This window comes from Cellulosimicrobium funkei (assembly GCF_900155925.1).
Lineage (GTDB): Bacteria > Actinomycetota > Actinomycetes > Actinomycetales > Cellulomonadaceae > Cellulosimicrobium > Cellulosimicrobium funkei.
Genome location: NZ_FTMI01000002.1, coordinates 79,060 through 96,276 on the forward strand (window position 1 = coordinate 79,060; position 17,217 = coordinate 96,276).

14 protein-coding genes are annotated in these 17,217 nt (G+C 70.5%); 8 read left to right on the forward strand and 6 right to left on the reverse strand.

The features are described 5' to 3' along the window. Window positions 1-738 precede the first annotated feature (738 nt). Window positions 739-2,160: a chromosomal replication initiator protein DnaA gene (gene dnaA / locus BXA05_RS04670; RefSeq protein WP_043651559.1), complete on the reverse strand. Its 1,422-nt coding sequence runs from the start codon at window positions 2,158-2,160 to the stop codon at window positions 739-741. Between the two features lie 543 nt (window positions 2,161-2,703). Here dnaA and rpmH point away from each other — a divergent pair. From rpmH to BXA05_RS04710, 8 genes are all read left to right on the forward strand, one after another. Beyond that, window positions 2,704-2,841 carry a 50S ribosomal protein L34 gene (rpmH, locus tag BXA05_RS04675; RefSeq protein WP_034225701.1) on the forward strand — a complete coding sequence of 46 codons (138 nt, stop codon included), beginning with the start codon at window positions 2,704-2,706 and terminating at the stop codon, window positions 2,839-2,841. Window positions 2,842-2,847: 6 nt separating this feature from the next. Continuing rightward, window positions 2,848-3,216, forward strand: a complete 369-nt coding sequence (rnpA, locus tag BXA05_RS04680) for a ribonuclease P protein component (protein WP_061268278.1) — start codon at window positions 2,848-2,850, stop codon at window positions 3,214-3,216. Then, on the forward strand, window positions 3,213-3,548 hold the full coding sequence (yidD, locus tag BXA05_RS20740; protein WP_082774590.1) for a membrane protein insertion efficiency factor YidD: 336 nt from the start codon (window positions 3,213-3,215) through the stop codon (window positions 3,546-3,548). The genes rnpA and yidD overlap by 4 nt, the downstream gene beginning before the upstream one ends. Before the next feature lie 60 nt (window positions 3,549-3,608). Beyond that, window positions 3,609-4,694, forward strand: a complete 1,086-nt coding sequence (gene yidC / locus BXA05_RS04690) for a membrane protein insertase YidC (protein WP_076404161.1) — start codon at window positions 3,609-3,611, stop codon at window positions 4,692-4,694. A 39-nt stretch (window positions 4,695-4,733) separates the two neighbouring features. Further along, window positions 4,734-5,261 carry a Jag family protein gene (locus tag BXA05_RS04695; protein ID WP_061268280.1) on the forward strand — a complete coding sequence of 176 codons (528 nt, stop codon included), beginning with the start codon at window positions 4,734-4,736 and terminating at the stop codon, window positions 5,259-5,261. Between the two features lie 410 nt (window positions 5,262-5,671). Beyond that, window positions 5,672-6,334, forward strand: coding sequence for a 16S rRNA (guanine(527)-N(7))-methyltransferase RsmG (rsmG, locus tag BXA05_RS04700; RefSeq protein WP_061268281.1), 663 nt, complete (start codon window positions 5,672-5,674; stop codon window positions 6,332-6,334). 193 nt (window positions 6,335-6,527) lie between these two features. Continuing rightward, the gene (locus tag BXA05_RS04705) at window positions 6,528-7,622 is read left to right on the forward strand and encodes a ParA family protein (protein WP_143311092.1); all 1,095 of its coding nucleotides are present in this window, start codon (window positions 6,528-6,530) and stop codon (window positions 7,620-7,622) included. Beyond that, window positions 7,619-9,016, forward strand: coding sequence for a ParB/RepB/Spo0J family partition protein (locus BXA05_RS04710; RefSeq protein WP_076404162.1), 1,398 nt, complete (start codon window positions 7,619-7,621; stop codon window positions 9,014-9,016). Before BXA05_RS04705 ends, BXA05_RS04710 begins: the two co-directional genes overlap by 4 nt. Window positions 9,017-10,924: 1,908 nt before the next feature. On the opposite strand, the gene BXA05_RS04715 is transcribed toward BXA05_RS04710, so the two are convergent. The 5 genes from BXA05_RS04715 to BXA05_RS04735 all read right to left on the reverse strand — a co-directional run bounded on the left by BXA05_RS04715 (window position 10,925) and on the right by BXA05_RS04735 (window position 17,133). Further along, window positions 10,925-11,845, reverse strand: coding sequence for a D-alanine--D-alanine ligase family protein (locus BXA05_RS04715; RefSeq protein WP_076404571.1), 921 nt, complete (start codon window positions 11,843-11,845; stop codon window positions 10,925-10,927). 205 nt (window positions 11,846-12,050) lie between these two features. Continuing rightward, window positions 12,051-13,286: an aminotransferase-like domain-containing protein gene (locus BXA05_RS04720; protein WP_108051338.1), complete on the reverse strand. Its 1,236-nt coding sequence runs from the start codon at window positions 13,284-13,286 to the stop codon at window positions 12,051-12,053. A gap of 241 nt (window positions 13,287-13,527) precedes the next feature. Continuing rightward, a complete protein-coding gene (trxA, locus tag BXA05_RS04725; RefSeq protein ID WP_021479912.1) occupies window positions 13,528-13,860 on the reverse strand; it encodes a thioredoxin in 333 nt (110 codons plus the stop codon). Window positions 13,861-13,899: 39 nt separating this feature from the next. Beyond that, window positions 13,900-14,928 carry a thioredoxin-disulfide reductase gene (gene trxB / locus BXA05_RS04730; RefSeq protein ID WP_076404163.1) on the reverse strand — a complete coding sequence of 343 codons (1,029 nt, stop codon included), beginning with the start codon at window positions 14,926-14,928 and terminating at the stop codon, window positions 13,900-13,902. A gap of 354 nt (window positions 14,929-15,282) precedes the next feature. Further along, complete coding sequence (locus tag BXA05_RS04735; RefSeq protein WP_244550384.1) at window positions 15,283-17,133, reverse strand: protein kinase family protein; 1,851 nt, start codon at window positions 17,131-17,133, stop codon at window positions 15,283-15,285. Window positions 17,134-17,217 lie beyond the last annotated feature (84 nt).

Sequence of the window (17,217 nt, forward strand, 5' to 3'; positions counted from 1 at the left end):
ACAGGAGTCCTGTGGATGACTGTGGACAACTCCACCCACAAGCTGTGTACGAGTGTCGTACCTGCCCGTGGCTGGAGAGGCGCGTCGGTGCTTGACGCCGATTTCCACAGAATAGAGCACCACGGTGGGTAACCCTGTGGACAGCGCGCGGGACAGGTGGGGAAGGGTCTTCGGGGTCGGCGACGAGCTGGTGAGACCGTCCACTGGCGGTGGACAACCCCGATGGCAGACCGCTCGGGGAGGGGCGCGTCTGGTCAGTCCCGGGGCGTCGGACGGCGTCTCGTCGCGCGACGAGAGTGGACAGCCAGAAGAAGATCGGCATGGTCGACGAGGGATCTCGGTGATCTCGGAGGCGCTCCGGCGAGGGACGACGAGAATCTCCCGGGCAGAGACCTGGAACGTGATGGACATGGATCGTCCGAGCTCGACGCAGGCCGAGGAGGGCCGCCGGGGCGCGTGACGGGGGCCACCGGTGGTGTGAGGGGCGACGCGAGAGAGCCCGGCCGAGGCGCCTGACAGCGGCTCGTGCCGAGGGCTGCGTCCGGCCCGGGTGCGAGGCAGAACGGCGGGAATGTGCGGTTGCCTCCCCGTACGGCGCACCCGCCGTGGGCTCAGGAAGCGCCGGTGCGCGGGGGCGACCCGCTTCGTCCGGGACCGGACCGCACCGTGAGGGGGAGAGCCGCGGTCAGCGCGGCGTCGAGCCGACGAGTAGCACCGTCCGGGCACGGCCTCGCCGCCTCAGCCGCGGTGCTGCTGCTTGATCCGGCTCGTGAGCTCCGTGACCTGGTTGTACGTGGAGCGACGCTCGGCCATCTGCTCGGTGATCTTGCGGTTCGCGTGCATGACCGTCGTGTGGTCGCGGCCCCCGAACTGCTGCCCGATCTTCGGGAGCGACAGGTCGGTGAGCTCTCGGCACAGGTACATCGCGATCTGGCGAGCGGTGACGAGGACGCGCGATCGCGAGCTGCCGCAGAGGTCGTCGATCGTCAGGCCGAAGTACGCGGCGGTCTGCGCGATGATCGCGGCGGGGGTGATCTCCGCGCTGTCCTCGTCGGTGATGAGGTCCTTGAGCACGATCTCCGCGAGCGGGAGGTCGACCTGCTGGCGGTTGAGGTTCGCGAACGCGGTGACACGGATCAGCGCGCCCTCGAGCTCCCGGATGTTCGTCGAGATGCGCGACCCGATGTAGGACAGCACGTCGTCCGGAGCGGCGAGGCGTTCGCTCGACGCCTTCTTGCGGAGGATCGCGATGCGCGTCTCGAGGTCCGGCGGCTGGACGTCGGTGATGAGGCCCCACTCGAACCGGGACCGCAGGCGGTCCTCGAACCCGTTGAGCTGCTTGGGGGGCAGGTCGGACGTGATGACGACCTGCTTGTTGGCGTTGTGCAGCGCGTTGAAGGTGTGGAAGAACTCCTCCATCGTCTGCTCCTTGCCCTGCAGGAACTGGATGTCGTCGATGAGGAGCACGTCGACGTCGCGGTAACGCCGCTGGAACGCTCCGGCCTTGCCCTCGCCGATGGAGTTGATGAAGTCGTTCGTGAACTCCTCCGAGTTCACGTAGCGCACGCGCACGTTGGGGTACAGGTTGTGGGCGTAGTGCCCGATCGCGTGCAGCAGGTGCGTCTTGCCGAGCCCGGAGTCCCCGTAGATGAACAGCGGGTTGTAGGCCTTGGCGGGTGCCTCGGCCACCGCGACCGCGGCGGCGTGCGCGAACCGGTTGGAGGAGCCGATGACGAACGTCTCGAAGACGTACTTGGGGTTCAGCCGGCTCGGCTCGGCCTGGGGACGGGGCGGGGGAGGCGCCGGCAGGTCCGGGAGGAGCACGTCGTCGGGCTCGATGTAGGGCCGCTCGACCGCCGGCCGCGACGCGGGCGCGAGGACGGGGTCGGAGCTGAGCTCCGGGTCGACGGTGATGCCGAACCGGACGTCGCGCCCGAGGCAGGAGGACATCGCGGTCACCAGCTCGTCACGGACCCGCGTCTCGAGGTACGTGCGGGTCTGCTCGTGGGGGACCGCGATGAAGACGGTGTCGTCGAGGATCGCGAGCGGCTTGGCCAGCCGGATGAACGCGATCTGCCGCGGAGTGATGTCCGGGCTCGCCTCGAGGATGCTCAGGGTCTGCGCCCAGACGTCGGCGATGTTCTCGTCCGGGTTGGCCACGGGCAGTTCCTCACGGGGTCGACAGCGTGCGCCGGGCAGAGCTCCGGCCGTCGAGCACGCTGACGGGCCGGGCGGGGGTGCGCCGACGAGGAGAAGGTCACGGATGGGGTGATGCTGGGGTCGATCGTGCCACGGGAACCCCTCATCCACATAGTTGTCCACAGGCTGTGGGTTGTAGGGTGAGGATGCTCTCACCGGCAGGATGCCGGGATCCGGGACGACGCCGCGCCATCGTCGCACGCGGTGAAGGTCACCCGTCGCGGTTTGACCCGGGGGGGTCGCGCAGCGTAACGTCAGACAGCCGTTCCAGGTGTTCTTGGCGCGCCCGCGTGGAGGAAACTCGACGCGAGGCCTCACGTCAGGATCTGCCTGCGAGGACCCGATGCCCCCAGCAATGGTCATCCGGTCCGCGCGCCTGAGCGGTGACCGGGCGGGCGACCGTCCGGCGCACGACCCGAACCATCGGCAGGAGCCAACCGGAGCCTGTCACTGCATCGTCGAGGACATAGACGGTGTACCTCCCCGACGTTCTTGGAGTACCTCGTGAGCAAGCGGACCTTCCAGCCGAACAACCGGCGCCGGGCGAAGACCCACGGCTTCCGGCTGCGCATGCGGACCCGCGCCGGCCGCGCCATCCTGGCTGCCCGCCGCCGCAAGGGCCGCACCGAGCTCTCTGCCTGATCGCACGTGCTCCCCGCGGCGCACCGACTGCGCCGTTCCGTCGATTTCGAGCGGGCGGTGCGCCGCGGCGTGCGTGCTGGTAGGTCGACCGTGGTCGTGCACCTCTCGGAGGATCCCGAGGGCGCTGCTCAGCCGCAGGTCGGCTTCGTCGTCTCCAAGGCAGTGGGGAACGCGGTGCACCGCAACCTCGTGAAGCGCCGACTGCGCGCCGCCACGGCGTCGCGTCTCTTCGTGCTGCCCGCGCACGGGCGCGCTGTCGTCCGCGCGCTTCCCGGCGCGGCGCTCGCCTCCTTCGAGGAGCTCAGCGCCGACCTCGACAGCGGTCTCGTGCGTGCGACCCGTCGGCTCGACGAGCGAGCGGGCGAGCGTCGATGACGACGACCCACCCGCCGCGCGTCCCGGCGCCGCCCTCGTCCGAGGAGCCGGCACCCGACGAGCGCGGCGTCGTCCGCCGCGTCGCCGACCTGCTGCGCCGGGTCCCCGCGCTCACGCTGATCGGCATGATCAGGGCCTACCAGTCGGTGATCTCCCCGATGACCGGGCCCACGTGCAAGTACTACCCGTCCTGCTCCCAGTACGCCCTCACGGCGGTGCGTCGTCACGGCGCCCTGCGCGGAACGGGCCTCGCCCTCTGGCGGCTGCTGCGCTGCAACCCCTGGAGCCTCGGTGGGGTCGACGACGTTCCGCCGGCACGACACACGCACTAGTCCGTAGCCCGATCCCGGGCGATTCACACGCTTTGTCTGAAGTTGAGGGAGCAGTCACCGATGGACTTCTTCGCGTTCCTCGCCCCGATCGAGTGGGTCGTGGCGTGGATCATGTACCTCTGCCACCAGGGTCTCGTGTTCCTCGGGTTCTCCGACGGCCCGGGCCCGGCGTGGGTCCTGTCGATCGTCGGCCTGGTCATCATCATCCGTATCCTGCTGATCCCCTTGTTCTTCAAGCAGATCAAGGCGTCGCGCGGCATGCAGATGCTGCAGCCGGAGATGCAGGCGATCCAGAAGAAGTACAAGGGCAAGACGGACCCCGCGTCCCGTGAGGCCATGAGCCGCGAGACGATGGAGCTCTATCGCAAGCACGGGACGAACCCCTTCGCCTCGTGCATGCCGATCCTGCTCCAGTCGCCGATCTTCTTCGCGCTCTTCCGGGTGCTGAACGGGCTCGTGCCGATCTCCGACGGCTCCTCGAAGCCGATCGGTCCTATCGACGCCTCCGTGGCGTCCGACATCGAGAGCTCGTCCGTGTTCGGTGCGCAGCTGTCCGACGTCTTCCTCCGCACCGATGACCTGCAGACGAAGATCGTCATCGCGGTCCTCATCGTCGCGATGTGTGCGACGACGTTCTTCACGCAGCGTCAGCTCACGATGAAGAACATGCCGAAGGCGGCTCTCGAGGGCCCGATGGCCTCGACGCAGAAGATGATGCTCTACGTCTTCCCCTTCATCTTCGCCGTCTCCGGCGTGAACTTCCCCGTCGGTGTCCTCGTCTACTGGACCACGACGAACCTCTGGTCGATGGGGCAGCAGTTCTACACGATCCGACGCATGCCGGCCCCGGGTTCGGAGGCGGAGCGCCTCCTCAAGGAGCGCCAGGCGCGCAAGCGCGCGGCGAAGGGCGTCGTCGAGGACGCGACGCCGGTCATCGAGCAGCCTCGCGGCCAGCGCCAGCAGCCCAAGCGCAAGGACCGCCAGAAGAGCGCCCCTCGTCCCGTCGGGACGGTGTCCGCGTCTACCCCGGAGGATGCCCCGGCGGAGGATGCCCCGGCGGACAAGCCGGCACCGGGCGGTGCCGCGAAGGGCGGGTCCGGGACCGGCGCATCGAAGCCCGCGCCCAAGAAGAAGAAGCAGAAGTAGACCTGCGCCCGAGCGCGCACGTGCCGTGAGGAGCAACGCATGACGCCTACCGAGACGCCCGCGTCCGACGCGACGTCCACCGAGGAATCCGCCCCGGAGACCACCCGACTCGAGGAAGAAGGGGAGATCGCGGCGGACTACCTCGAGGAACTCCTCGACATCGCGGACCTCGACGGTGACATCGACATCGACGTCGAGCACGACCGGGCCGCTGTCGAGATCGTTGCGGACGACCCCGCCGCGCTGAGCTCTCTCGTCGGCGACGACGGCGAGGTGCTCGATGCGCTGCAGGAGCTGACGCGCCTCGCCGTGCAGGCCAGGACGGGGGAGCGGAGCCGCCTCATGCTCGACGTCGCCGGTTTCCGAGCGGGCCGTCGTCGTGAGCTCACGGCGCAGGCCGCAGAGGCGATCGAGCGCGTGCGTGCCGAGGGAGCCAAGGTCTCGCTCGATCCGCTCAACGCGTTCGAGCGCAAGGTCGTCCACGACGCCGTGGCCGCAGCGGGGCTGCGGAGCGACTCGGAGGGTGTCGAGCCTCAGCGCTACGTCGTCATCTACCCGGCAGACTGACACCGCCGGAGACGAACCCCCGCTTCTTCTTCGCCCCGCGTTTCACGTGAAACGCGGGGCGAAGTGCGTTGCTGAGGGTGCTGGTACCCAGGAGTTCCGCGCGACTCTGGGTGCGGGGGTGCTGACGGGTTCGCTGGTACGGGAACCGCACGGGAGCTACGGAGTGGACGAGCGCCGGGTGGCGGGGCGCGGGCAGTCCTGTGCGCATGCCCTGCTCGACGGCGTTCGCCACGTCGTGACGACCGCCGTTCTTCGGGTCGGCGAGGAGAGGTGTGACGACGATTCCCGGAACGGTTGGCGACATGGTCGAAGCTCGTCGAACCTCGCTCGACGCTCGGTGGGCCGCGCACCCTCGACGTCGTTTCACGTGAAACGATGAGGCGTTCGCACACGAGGAGGCAGACGACCCGATGCAGCACGAGGCCGCAGGCAACGAGGAGCCGGACATCCCCCGGGAGGCGTTGATCGAGTACTTCGGTGACTCGTTCGTCGCCGTCGAGAAGTTCGCGGAACGGTTGCGGAACGAAGGCGAGCTGCGCGGTCTCATCGGACCGCGGGAGGTTCCGCGCATCTGGGATCGTCACATCCTGAACTCGGCCGCCGTCGTGCCCTTCCTGCCCAGGACCGGGCTGATCGCTGACGTGGGGTCGGGCGCTGGTCTGCCGGGCGTCGTGATCGCCGCCATGCGTCCGGAAGCGACTGTCTACCTCATCGAACCGATGGAGCGACGCTGCGCCTGGCTGACGGAGATCGCCGAGGACCTCTCCTTGCCGAACATCGAGGTCAAGCGGGGCCGAGCCGAGGAGTATCACGGTGCGTTCGAGTGCGACGCGGTGACGTCGCGTGCCGTCGCGGCACTCGACAAGCTCGCGCGCCTGTCGCTCCCGCTGGTTCGACCAGGCGGGGAGATGATCGTTCTCAAGGGTCGTAACGTGAGTCGCGAGATCGATCCGGCACGGAAGGTTTTGCGCAAGCTCAAGGGGTCGGAGCCGGAGATCATCGAGGCACCGACGCTCCCCGGTGTGGAGACCACGACGGTCGTTCGTATCGTGCGGCAGACTGGTTCACGCTGATCTAGGGAACGGGTGCCGAGGACGTGAGCGACACGCCCGCTCTCGGCCCCGAGATCCGTCGAAAGCCATGGCGCACGGCGGATGCTGAGAGGCGACGACGGAGAGGATGAGACGCGTGACGCAGAGCCCTGTGGGCCCCGACGGCTCCGAGGAGCAGGTGGCGCTCTCCCACGACGGGGAGGGCGCACGGAGCATGGGAACCGAGGACGACCGCCGGGCAGCGCTGATGGCGAGTCTTCCCGTCGCCGACGAGTCGACGCCGCTGGCGGCCCAGCTCGCGGAGGACGCCCGCCGTCGGATCGACCTTCACGGGCGACGCTTCCCTCGACCGGTGACGACCCGGATCATCACCGTCGCGAACCAGAAGGGCGGCGTCGGGAAGACCACGACGACAGTGAACCTTGCCGCCGGGCTGGCGATGGCCGGGCTCAACGTCCTGGTGATCGACAACGATCCCCAGGGCAATGCGTCGACCGCTCTCGGCGTCGAGCATCGTGCAGGGACGCCGTCGGTCTACGAGGTTCTCGTCGATGGTGACCCGTTGGCGAGCGCGGTGCAGCAGTGTCCCGACATCCCCACGCTCTGGTGCGTCCCGGCGACCATCGATCTCTCGGGTGCGGAGATCGAGCTCGTGTCGCTCGTTTCACGTGAAACACGGCTTCGTCGTGCGCTCGACGAGTATCTCGCCCAGCGTGAGCGTGAAGGGCTCGAACCCATCGACTACGTCCTGGTGGACTGCCCCCCGAGCCTTGGCCTCCTGACGGTGAATGCCTTCGTGGTCGGTCGGGAAGTGCTCATCCCGATCCAGTGCGAGTACTACGCCCTGGAAGGCTTGAGCCAGCTCCTCAAGACGATCGAGCTGATCAAGGCGCACCTCAACCCGGGGCTCCATGTCTCGACGATCCTGCTCACCATGTACGACGGCAGGACGAACCTTGCGCAGCAGGTCGCCAGCGAAGTCCGCGAGCACTTCCCGGAGCAGACGCTGCGCACGACGGTCCCGCGATCCGTGCGGATCTCGGAGGCCCCGAGCCATGGGCAGACGGTCATGACCTACGACCCAGGGTCGACGGGGGCGCTCGCGTACCTCGAAGCGGCCCGCGAACTCACGCAACGCGCGGAGAACCGTAGCGACGAGGGGACCAGCGAGGGCCTTCAGCGCAACGCCGAATCGCCGCCACCCCAGGACCCTCCAGCATCAGCACACACCGGTTCCACGTCTCACCACGATCATGAGTTCGCCGGCACCATCGGTGGTCCCGGCCTGCGGCAGGAGGAACAGCGATGAGCGAGAAGCGCCGAGGGCTCGGTCGAGGGCTAGGTGCCCTGATCCCGACGAGCTCCGAGGGCAGGCGGCCCGTCGACGTCTTCTTCCCGAGCCCCTCCACGGACGAGGCGAAGCACCACGAGACGAGCGACGCTGCAGAGAGTTCTGTCGACCAGCAGGCCGGGGAGGACGCAGCCTCGACGAGTGTGACGACCCTGGTGGCGGACGCGGACGCCGGGCCCGCTGACCTCGCGTCGCTCACGTCGCTCTCGGACGCGGACCTCGCTGAGTTGGACGCTGTGGCGGCAGGGGACACCGCCCACTCGAGCGCGAACTCCGCGCCGACTCGCGACTCGTCGACGACAGACCAGGCGAAGACAGACCGAGCGACGATCAACTCGGCGACGACCGATTCGGCGACGACTGACTCGGCGACGACGGCCGCGGTTTCACGTGAAACGACGTCGGACTCCAGCCCGAAGACGGGCACGGAGCAGATCTCCGCAACGGAGTCCGGTGGCCCTTCACCTGCGGAATCGGCCAGCGTGGAGGAGTGGACAGGCGGGGCCGCCGACGACCTGGTGCCCGTTCCGGGCGCGCGGTTCGCCGAGCTCCCGACCTCGTCCATCCGGCCCAACCCGCGGCAGCCGCGGACCGTTTTCGACGAGGGCGAGCTCGACGAGCTCATCGGTTCCATCCGTGAGATCGGCGTGCTCCAGCCGATCGTCGTGCGCCCGGTGCCAGGGGAGTCCGCCGCGTACGAGCTGATCATGGGCGAACGCCGCTGGCGGGCGACGCAGGCAGCGGGTCTTGCTGTGATCCCGGCCATCGTCCGTGAGACCGACGATGCCGACCTGCTGCGCGACGCGCTCCTGGAGAACCTGCACCGCAGTGCTCTCAATCCCCTCGAAGAGGCGGCCGCGTACCGGCAGCTTCTGGACGATTTCGGCTGCACCCACGAGGAGCTGGCGGACCGCATCTCGCGAAGCCGTCCGCAGATCTCGAACACCCTGCGCCTGCTGCGCCTGCCGCCGCTGGTACAGCGTCGGGTCGCTGCCGGAGTGCTCTCGGCAGGACACGCCCGCGCGCTCCTGGGGCTCACGGACGGTGCGGAGATCGAGCGTCTGGCGCAGCGCATCGTCGCCGAAGGGCTCTCCGTGAGGGCGACGGAGGAGATCGTCGCGATGGGCGGTCTTGACGGCGAGCGTCGCGCGCCGAGAACTCCACGGGCGGGACAGCGTTCCGCGGCGATCGACGAGCTCGCACATCGGTTGTCCGACCGCTTTGAGACGCGGGTCAAGGTCGACCTCGGCAAGAACAAGGGCCGTCTCACTGTGGAGTTTGCCTCCGTCGAGGACCTCAACCGCATCCTCGATGTCATGGCGCCCGACGACCCGGGTCTGTTGCGGAAGTAGACGACGCTCGTGCCGGTGTTGTCGGCGCATCTGCGGCGACCAGCGTCGGCTCGCGGGATCACCCAGCGGGGCGGGTGCGCACGCCATACGGCGAGTGCGCCCGCCCCGCTGGCCTGTCTGGAGGACGGACCGCACCTCGTCTCCTCCGCATTCTTACGGTGAGACGCCCGGCCGGCCTCACCGGCACGCTCTGAGTCGCATGACCAGCAACCCCGGTGTCGGCCGGTCGCCACAAGGCGCTGTGCCCATGGTGCGTGGTGCGGGAGCTGTGCATCTGCCGCAGGCCCGCCTCGAGATAGGTAGGAGGAAGACCGCCGTCTGGAGCACGAGGTTCTTCGGCGAGTGCCGGACCGCCTCGCTGCCGAGGAGGGCCGCGTCGCGATGAGCGGCTTTCGCCTACGCCATTCGAGCACTGCGCGCACCCGACTACGAAGATCGCTCCCCGGAGGGAAGGGCGGGTGTTTCACGTGAAACGGCAGGCCAGAGGCCCTCCGCAGGGAGCATGGTGTTGTCGTGCCGTGTTTCACGTGGAACACGTCAGGGACGACGTGGCCCCTGGTCAGTGAGTTCCATGACGGCAAGCGAGCAGACGGTTGGCGCCGACCTGCCCGGAAGCGCTGGGCAGATCAAGGCGGCCATTGACGTCGCCACTCTGTCACCCCGCCCCCGGGTCGATGTGCGGGGCGGCGTGTCGGCTGTTCCCTGTGGCAGAGGCCGAGCACCCCGACACCATGCGGATTCTCTGAGAACGGGATGGCCGTCGAGCGGGGCGGGCCTTCGACGATGGGCCGCAGAGCTGTCCCTCGCGGGTTGGTGGCCACGGCGTTTCGATGCCGTTGCCGTGCACCGCCGGCCGACCTCGGGTGCCGGTTGACGGTCCGGTGGAGTCGCGTTGTGCGGACACAGCGGCGTAGCGGTGGGCCCGTACGCGGAGGGGCCTGACAACGCGGCGTCGTTCGCTCACGCGCCGTGACCGGCGTTTCACGTGGAACATCGGAAGGTCGTGGCAGCGCCCGACGCGGCTGTGCCGGACGCCACGCACTCGCCGCACTGCGTCGTCGGACTCCGCATGTGAAGCGCTCGGGTGCGCGACGCGTCGGCGGGGCTTTGGGGCGACAGCCCGGCACCGGGGGAGGGGAGGGGCTCCTGCGATGCGCCGCCAGGACCACCAGGAGTGGACCTGGATACAGGGGAGGTCAGGAGTGCCGTTCGGGACGCCCGTCGCGTGAGGCTCGCTGTTCCCCCTCGCGACCATCCTGGCCCCGCGGCAGTCGTGGGCGGGCAGTGCCATCACACATCGGTACGGGCGAACCCCCGTCCACCCGAGACCTTCGCCTCCGTGGCTCTGCTGCACCGTGCGCGTCGCCGTGGGTGGAAAAGTTCTCCGCCTTTGGAGAATGAGTCAGCACGGGTGCGTCCACGCGAACCAGACGTCTACGCGCTTCGCGAGCGCGACGCCGTGCGTCGCCCAGTCCATGGGCGCGGACCCGGGACGCCGGCCGGGGACTGCGCGTTCGCGACGCGGGGCCGTTCGCCCGGAGAGTGGCCGCGCGCGAAGTCGGCCGGTCCCATCAGGCGTGTTTCACGTGAAACGACGCTCCTGTCGGCGATCCTGAGCCAACCTGTCGGTGGGGCGCGAAGGTGCACCGTTCGAGATCATGACGGGAACGTGGGTCGGGCCGGGAACGAGCATCCGCGCCACGGTCGGGATGGGTCGCATCAGTCGGTGCTATCCCGTCGGGCCACCACCCGCCAACTCCGCCGCGGCAGGCCATGGCATCGCCGTGTCTCTCGCTCACCAGTGCCACCGGAGTGGGCCGAGAACGAACCCCCCGGAGTGGGCCGAAAACGAACGGCGCCGCCGTTTCACGTGAAACAGCGACGCCGGTCAGCCAGGCGGAGGAGGGATCAGTGCCGCACGTGCGCGTTGACGAGAGACCGGTAGAGGTGCCCGAGATCGAGTCCGGCAGCGCGTGCCGCCTGGGGGAGGAGGGACGTCTCGGTCATCCCCGGCGCGACGTTGACCTCGAGGAACTGCACGACCCCGTCAGCGTCGAGGATCACGTCCGTCCGGGAGAGGTCGCGGAGACCGAGCGCGGAGTGGGCTCGAACGGCGACCTCGCGGACGACGCCGAGGACGTCGTCGTCGAGTCGCGCCGGTGCGAAGTACTCGGTGCGGCCGGGGTTGTAGCGTGCGTCGAAGTCGTACGGACCCGTCGTCACGATCTCGACCGGCGGCAGGGCCTCCGGACCGCGGCCCAGGTCGACGACGCTCACGGCCAGCTCGACACCGCGGACGGCCTGCTCGATGAGTGCGACCTCTCCGTACGCGAAGCAGTCGACCATGGCGCGAGGAAGCTGGTCGGCTCGCTCGACGAGCGTGACGCCGAGCGCGGACCCGCCGTGCGTCGGCTTCACGACGAGCGGCAGCCCGAGGCGTGCGACGACCGCGTCGAGCACGGGCTGGGCGCCGAGCTCGCGGAACAGGCTCTGGGGGAGGGTGACGTACTCCGGGGTGCACAGGCCGGCGCCGAGGACGACGTTCTTCGCGACGGGCTTGCTCCAGGCTGCACGGCTCTCACGCGGACCGGTTCCGACGTAGGGCACGCCGACGAGCTCGAGGACGTCGCGGATGGAACCGTCCTCTCCGCTGGCACCGTGGAGGAGCGGCCAGACGACGTCGGGTCGCGCGGACTCGAGGAAGGGGAGGAGGTCGGCGTCGACGTCGTGCACGGTCACCTCGAGACCGGCGGCGCGGAGGCTCTCCGCGACACGGCGCCCGGAGCGGAGCGAGACGTCGCGCTCGTGCGAGAGGCCGCCGGCGAGGATGGCGACGGGCCCGCCCGGGGGGACGTCGTCGTCGGGCCGAAGAAGGTGAAGGTGCTGGTCAGGGCGCTGCGCGTCCGTCGAGGTCGTGCTGTCGGCGACGCCGCTCGTCGTGGGGCTGCCCGTGGTCGTGTCCACTGGTGACGGACTCCTGTTCGGTGCCGCGGCCGCCCGGTGGGGCGGCCGCGGCGTCGTGTGGTGAGGGGCTTCAGGCCAGGTTCGGCGAGGGGTTCTCGACGTCCGTGACGTCGGGGTCGAGCTCGGCGTTGGTGCCGAAGATCTCGACGAGCTCCTGCTCGGCGTTCACGACGCCCGCGAGGCGACGGACACCCTCGCGGATCCGCTCCGGGGTCGGGAAGCAGTAGGAGAGGCGCACGTGGCTCGCGCCCGTGCCGTCGGCGTAGAACGCGGTCCCGGGCACGTAGGCGACGCGCGCGGTGACCGCGCGGGGGAGCATGGACCGCGCGTCGAGCCCGTCGGGGAGCTGGACCCAGGTGTAGAAGCCGCCGTCGGGCACCGTCCAGCGCGCCGAGGGGAGGTGCTCGGCGAGGGCGCCGATCATGGCGTCGCGACGCTCACGGTAGAGCTCACGGAACTGCTTGATCTGGCCCTTCCAGTCGCACGTGTCGAGATAGGCGGCGATGGCGAGCTGCGACGCGTTCGACGGGCACAGGATCGCGGACTCGCTCGCGAGAACGAGCTTCTCGCGGACGGCGTGCGGTGCGACGACCCAGCCGACGCGGTATCCCGGGGCGAAGGTCTTCGAGAACGACCCGAGGTAGAGGACGCCGTCCTCGTCGAGCGACCGCAGCGCGGGGAGCGTCTGGCCGTCGAAGCCGAGGAGCCCGTAGGGGTTGTCCTCGATGACGAGGACGCCGTACCGCTGCGCGATCTCGAGGATGCGCGGGCGGCGCTCGGCGGTGAGGGTCACGCCGGCGGGGTTGTGGAAGTTCGGGACGGTGTAGAGCAGCTTGACGCGACGCCCGTCGGCGGCGAGGCGCGCGAGCGTCTCCTCCAGCGCCTCCGGGACGAGCCCGTGCTCGTCGAGGGGCACGTGCACGACGTCGGCCTGGTACGACCGGAACACGCCCAGCGCCCCGACGTAGCTCGGCGCCTCCGCGACGACCACGTCGCCCGGGTCGACGAAGATCCGCGTGACGAGGTCGAGCGCCTGCTGCGAGCCGGTCGTCACGACGACGTCGTCGGGGTGGCACTCGATGCCTTCCATCCGCACCACGTCGAGGATCCGCTCACGCAGGGTCTCGTCGCCCTGGCCGGAGCCGTACTGCAGCGCCGTGGCACCGCGCGTCGCGACGAGGCGCTGCATGGTGTCGGCGATCTGGTCGAGAGGGAGGCCTTCGAGGTACGGCATGCCGCCGGCGAGCGACACGACCTCGGGCCGGTTCGCGACCGAGAACAGCGCTCGGATCTCCGACGCTCGCATCCCGTGCGCTCGCTCTGCGTAGGCACCGAACCACGGGTCGAGGCGGGTGCCGCTGGGAGCGGGCTGCTGCGAGGGAGTCGTCGGTCCAGTCACGATCCCCAGTGTGGCACGGAGGATCGGGGGATCGCGTGAAGACGCCGGAGGGCGGACCACCGTGCTGGTGGCCCGCCCTCCGGCGTGCATGGTCCGACGTCGCTCCCGGTCCGAGCTCCGAGTGCCGAGCGGTCGCGGAAGCGACGGCTCAGACGGTCGTGGCGAGGACCGCGTCGATCTCCTCCGTGAGCGCACGCTTGGGGCGCGCACCGATGATCGACTTCTGCAGCTCGCCGCCGACGTAGACGTTGAGCGTCGGGATCGACACGATGCCGTAGGCGGCGGTCGTCTCCGGGTTCGCGTCGGTGTCGAGCTTGGCGATCTTGATCTTGCCGTCGTACTCCTCGGCGAGCTCCTCGAGGATCGGCGCGACCTGGCGGCACGGGCCGCACCAGGTCGCCCAGAAGTCGACGAGGACGGGGACGTCGGACTCGAGGACCTCCGCGCGGAAGGTGGCGTCGGTGACGGGGACGGTCGACATGGTGAACCTCCTGGGGTCGTCGGTGGCTGCGGTGCGGGGTCAGGCCTGGAGCTCGGCGAGCGCCTCGGGCAGCTCGTCGGGGTTCGGCGTCTGCGGGGTGCCGGCGAGGTCCGCGAGGCCCGCCGCGTCCGCGAGCTCGGTGAGGTAGCGCTGCGCGTCGAGGGCGGCGGAGCACCCCGAGCCGGCGGCGGTGATGGCCTGGCGGTAGGTGTGGTCGACGGCGTCGCCGCACGCGAACACGCCCTCGAGGTTGGTCGCGGTGGTGCGCCCGACGACCTGGATGTAGCCCTCGTCGTCCAGGTCGATCTGACCCTTGACGAGCTCGGTGCGGGGCTCGTGGCCGATCGCGACGAACAGTCCCGTCGCGGGGAGCTCGCGCTCCTCGCCGGTCACGGTGTCGCGCAGCGTCACGCCCTCGACCTTCTTGTCGCCCTCGATCCCCGCGACCTCGCTGTTCCAGGCGAACTCGATCTTCGGGTCGTTGAGCGCGCGGTCGGCCATGATCTTCGACGCCCGCAGCTCGTCACGACGGTGCACCAGCGTCACCTTCTCGGCGAACCGGGTGAGGAACGTGGCCTCCTCCATCGCCGAGTCGCCACCGCCGACGACCGCGATGTGCTGGTCGCGGAAGAAGAAGCCGTCGCACGTCGCGCACCAGGACACGCCGCGGCCGGACAGGCGCTTCTCGTCGTCCAGGCCGAGCTCGCGGTAGGCGGACCCGGTCGCGAGGATGACGGCGCGGGCGCGGTAGGTGTCGCCGTTGCCCGTCACGACGGTCTTGACCGGCCCCTCGAGGTCGAGCAGCGTGGCGTCGTCCCACTCGATGCGCGCGCCGAACCGCTCGGCCTGCTTCTGCATGTGGTCCATGAGCTCGGGGCCCATGATCCCGTCGGGGAAACCGGGGAAGTTCTCGACCTCGGTCGTGTTCATCAGCGCACCGCCGGCGGTGATCGACCCCGCGAGCACCAGCGGGGACAGTCCCGCGCGCGCCGCGTAGATCGCCGCGGTGTACCCGGCGGGACCGGACCCGACGATGATCAGGTTCTGGACGGCTGACTGCTCGGTCACGTGCTGCTCCTCGGATGCTCGGTGCGTGGCGGCCGACCACGCGAGAGTGTGAACGCCGCCGGGGCGGCTTCTGTTCCACGGTACGGGGGTTCGTGGGCCGGCGGGTGCTCGGCTCACCGTGGGTGCGAACCGACCGGCACCTGGCTCGCCGCGGCCGGGGTCCCTGCGCCGGCCCACGGCCGTGCCCGCCGGCACGGTGCCGTGGGCGGGCGCTCCACGCCCCGTGGTGCCAGAGCGACGGGTGAGCGGCGACGCCGCACGTGTCCGCGACGAGCACCGCACACCGCGGGCAGGAGCACAGCGGCAGGCAACCTTGCGGGCCGTGGGGGACCCGGCGTCGGGCCCCCCACGATGTCAGGAGACGAGGATCTCGTTGATCTCCGCGCGGTACTCGCCGGCCGGGTTCTGCGGCAGCTCGGTGAACCACAGGACGATGGACTCGGCCTCGACCGGCTGCTCGAACGTGAACGTCGCACCGGGGGAGAGCGGCCCGGAGGCGAGCACCGTGCCCTCGGTGGGGGTGTCCGGGCTCGTCGCACGGATCTCGACGTTGCCGCCGTTCGTCGCGGTGTCGATGACGATCGACGAGACGGGCGCCTTCTGCTCCAGGGTGACGGCGAAACCGATCCCCGAGCGCAGCCCGGCGAAGTCCGCCGCGTTGTAGCGCCGCGAGATCCACGTCGTGTCCGGCTGCTGGTCGTAGGCCAGCGACGCCAGCTCAGGGTGCTCGCCGTCGTTGTTGCCGGCGGCGTCGCCCTCGGGATCGAGCGCGGTGCCGGACGCGATCATCGGGCGGACCTCGGGCGCGGGCGGTGCCTCCTCGCCCGCGGAGCCGGTGCCCTCACCGCCCTCGGCCGGCGCCTCCGACCCGCCCGCGGTGGGCTCGTTGGTCTGCACGGCGGGGCCGAAGCCGTCGAACGCCGTGTTGACGGCCCAGACGACACCGCCGACGACGAGGGCCAGCACGAGCACGAGGACGATGGGGGTCGCGTTGAACCGTCGCGGCCCGCGCCGCGACGGGACGGGCTCGCTCCAGGCCTGCGCGGCGTCGGGACCGGCGGGCGGAGGCGGCGGGGGTGCCGGGTCGTACGGCAGGGGAACGGTGCCCGCGTCGTAGCCGACGGGCGGCGGCGGGACCGAGTACGCCTCGGCGGTGGGCGGCGGCACGGCGGCGGTGGCCCCGGTCGCCGCCCCGGCGGCGTACGCAGCCCCCGCGCCCGCACCGGCCGACCCCGGCACCGCGCCGACACGGTGGATGCGTCCGGTCGTCGGACGGCGGACGGGCGGCGCGGGCGGTGGCGTCCCGGGCGGCGCGCTGGCCGCGCCGTCGAACGCCGTCCGCACCGACTGGCGGCTCACACCGCCGGCGGGCTGCACGAACGCGGGCAGCGCCGCGACGACGGAGACCTCGCCCCAGGGCTCGACCGCACCGACGACGTCGGCGGGGGAGCGCGGGCCCTCTCCCCGGGGTGTCGCGGTCCACTCCGCCGCGGTGCCGTGGGTGCCGGCGAAGGTCTCGGCGCACAGCTCGTCGAGCTCGGCGGGGACGTCGGGACGGACGTCCGAGAGGGCGAGCACGCTGTCGCCCGCGCGCTGCGCGGGCAGCGGGTGGATGGAGTCCGCGGCGATCCAGGGGACGTCGAGGGACGGCCCGGCCCAGCGGGCCGTCATCGCGTAGTAGAGGAGCGCGACGAGCCCGACGGCGTCCGCGCGCGAGGTCTGCTCGGCGTCGTGCTGGTCGTGGCCGGCCACGCCCGCGTCGAGCCCGAGGCCCGTGACGAGCACGCGGCCGCCGTCGACGCGCACCGCGTCCGGGCGCAGCGCGAGATGGTGGACACCGCGGCGCCGGGCGACCTCGAGCGCTGCGGCAGCCTCGCCGACGATGGCGCGCGCCTGCTGCGGGTCGACGATCCCGCCGGCGACGACCTCGCTCAGCGTGATGCCCGTGTAGCGCTCGGTCACGACGTACGCCACGCCGTCCTCGGACCCGACGTCGAGCACCCGCGTGAGGCGCGGGTCGACGACGAGCGCCGCGCGTCGTGCGGAGTCGAGCGCCTCGGCGACGTGCGCGCCGGTGACGACCGAGAGCCGCACCGGTCGGTCGAGGATCTGGTCGTGGGCCGACCATGCCGTGACGTCCGACAGGTCGGACGCGAGCTGCTCGTCGAGCCGGTAGCGCGCGACGAGCAACGTTCCTGGGGCCACGCCGTTCACCGGACCTCCTCCGTGTGGGACTCGTGGTCGAGACCCCATGGTACGCGGGCCCGGATTGCCCCCGTATCACCGGAT

Excerpts from the sequence above, each read along its gene's own strand:
- BXA05_RS04720 (WP_108051338.1), bottom strand. The coding sequence starts at position 13,286 with ATGCGAGCGTCGGAGATCCGAGCGCTGTTCTCGGTCGCGAACCGGCCC.
- BXA05_RS04710 (WP_076404162.1), top strand. The coding sequence starts at position 7,619 with ATGAGCGAGAAGCGCCGAGGGCTCGGTCGAGGGCTAGGTGCCCTGATC.
- yidD (WP_082774590.1), top strand. The coding sequence starts at position 3,213 with ATGACGACGACCCACCCGCCGCGCGTCCCGGCGCCGCCCTCGTCCGAG.
- yidC (WP_076404161.1), top strand. The coding sequence starts at position 3,609 with ATGGACTTCTTCGCGTTCCTCGCCCCGATCGAGTGGGTCGTGGCGTGG.
- rsmG (WP_061268281.1), top strand. The coding sequence starts at position 5,672 with ATGCAGCACGAGGCCGCAGGCAACGAGGAGCCGGACATCCCCCGGGAG.
- BXA05_RS04705 (WP_143311092.1), top strand. The coding sequence starts at position 6,528 with ATGGGAACCGAGGACGACCGCCGGGCAGCGCTGATGGCGAGTCTTCCC.
- BXA05_RS04695 (WP_061268280.1), top strand. The coding sequence starts at position 4,734 with ATGACGCCTACCGAGACGCCCGCGTCCGACGCGACGTCCACCGAGGAA.
- trxA (WP_021479912.1), bottom strand. The coding sequence starts at position 13,860 with ATGTCGACCGTCCCCGTCACCGACGCCACCTTCCGCGCGGAGGTCCTC.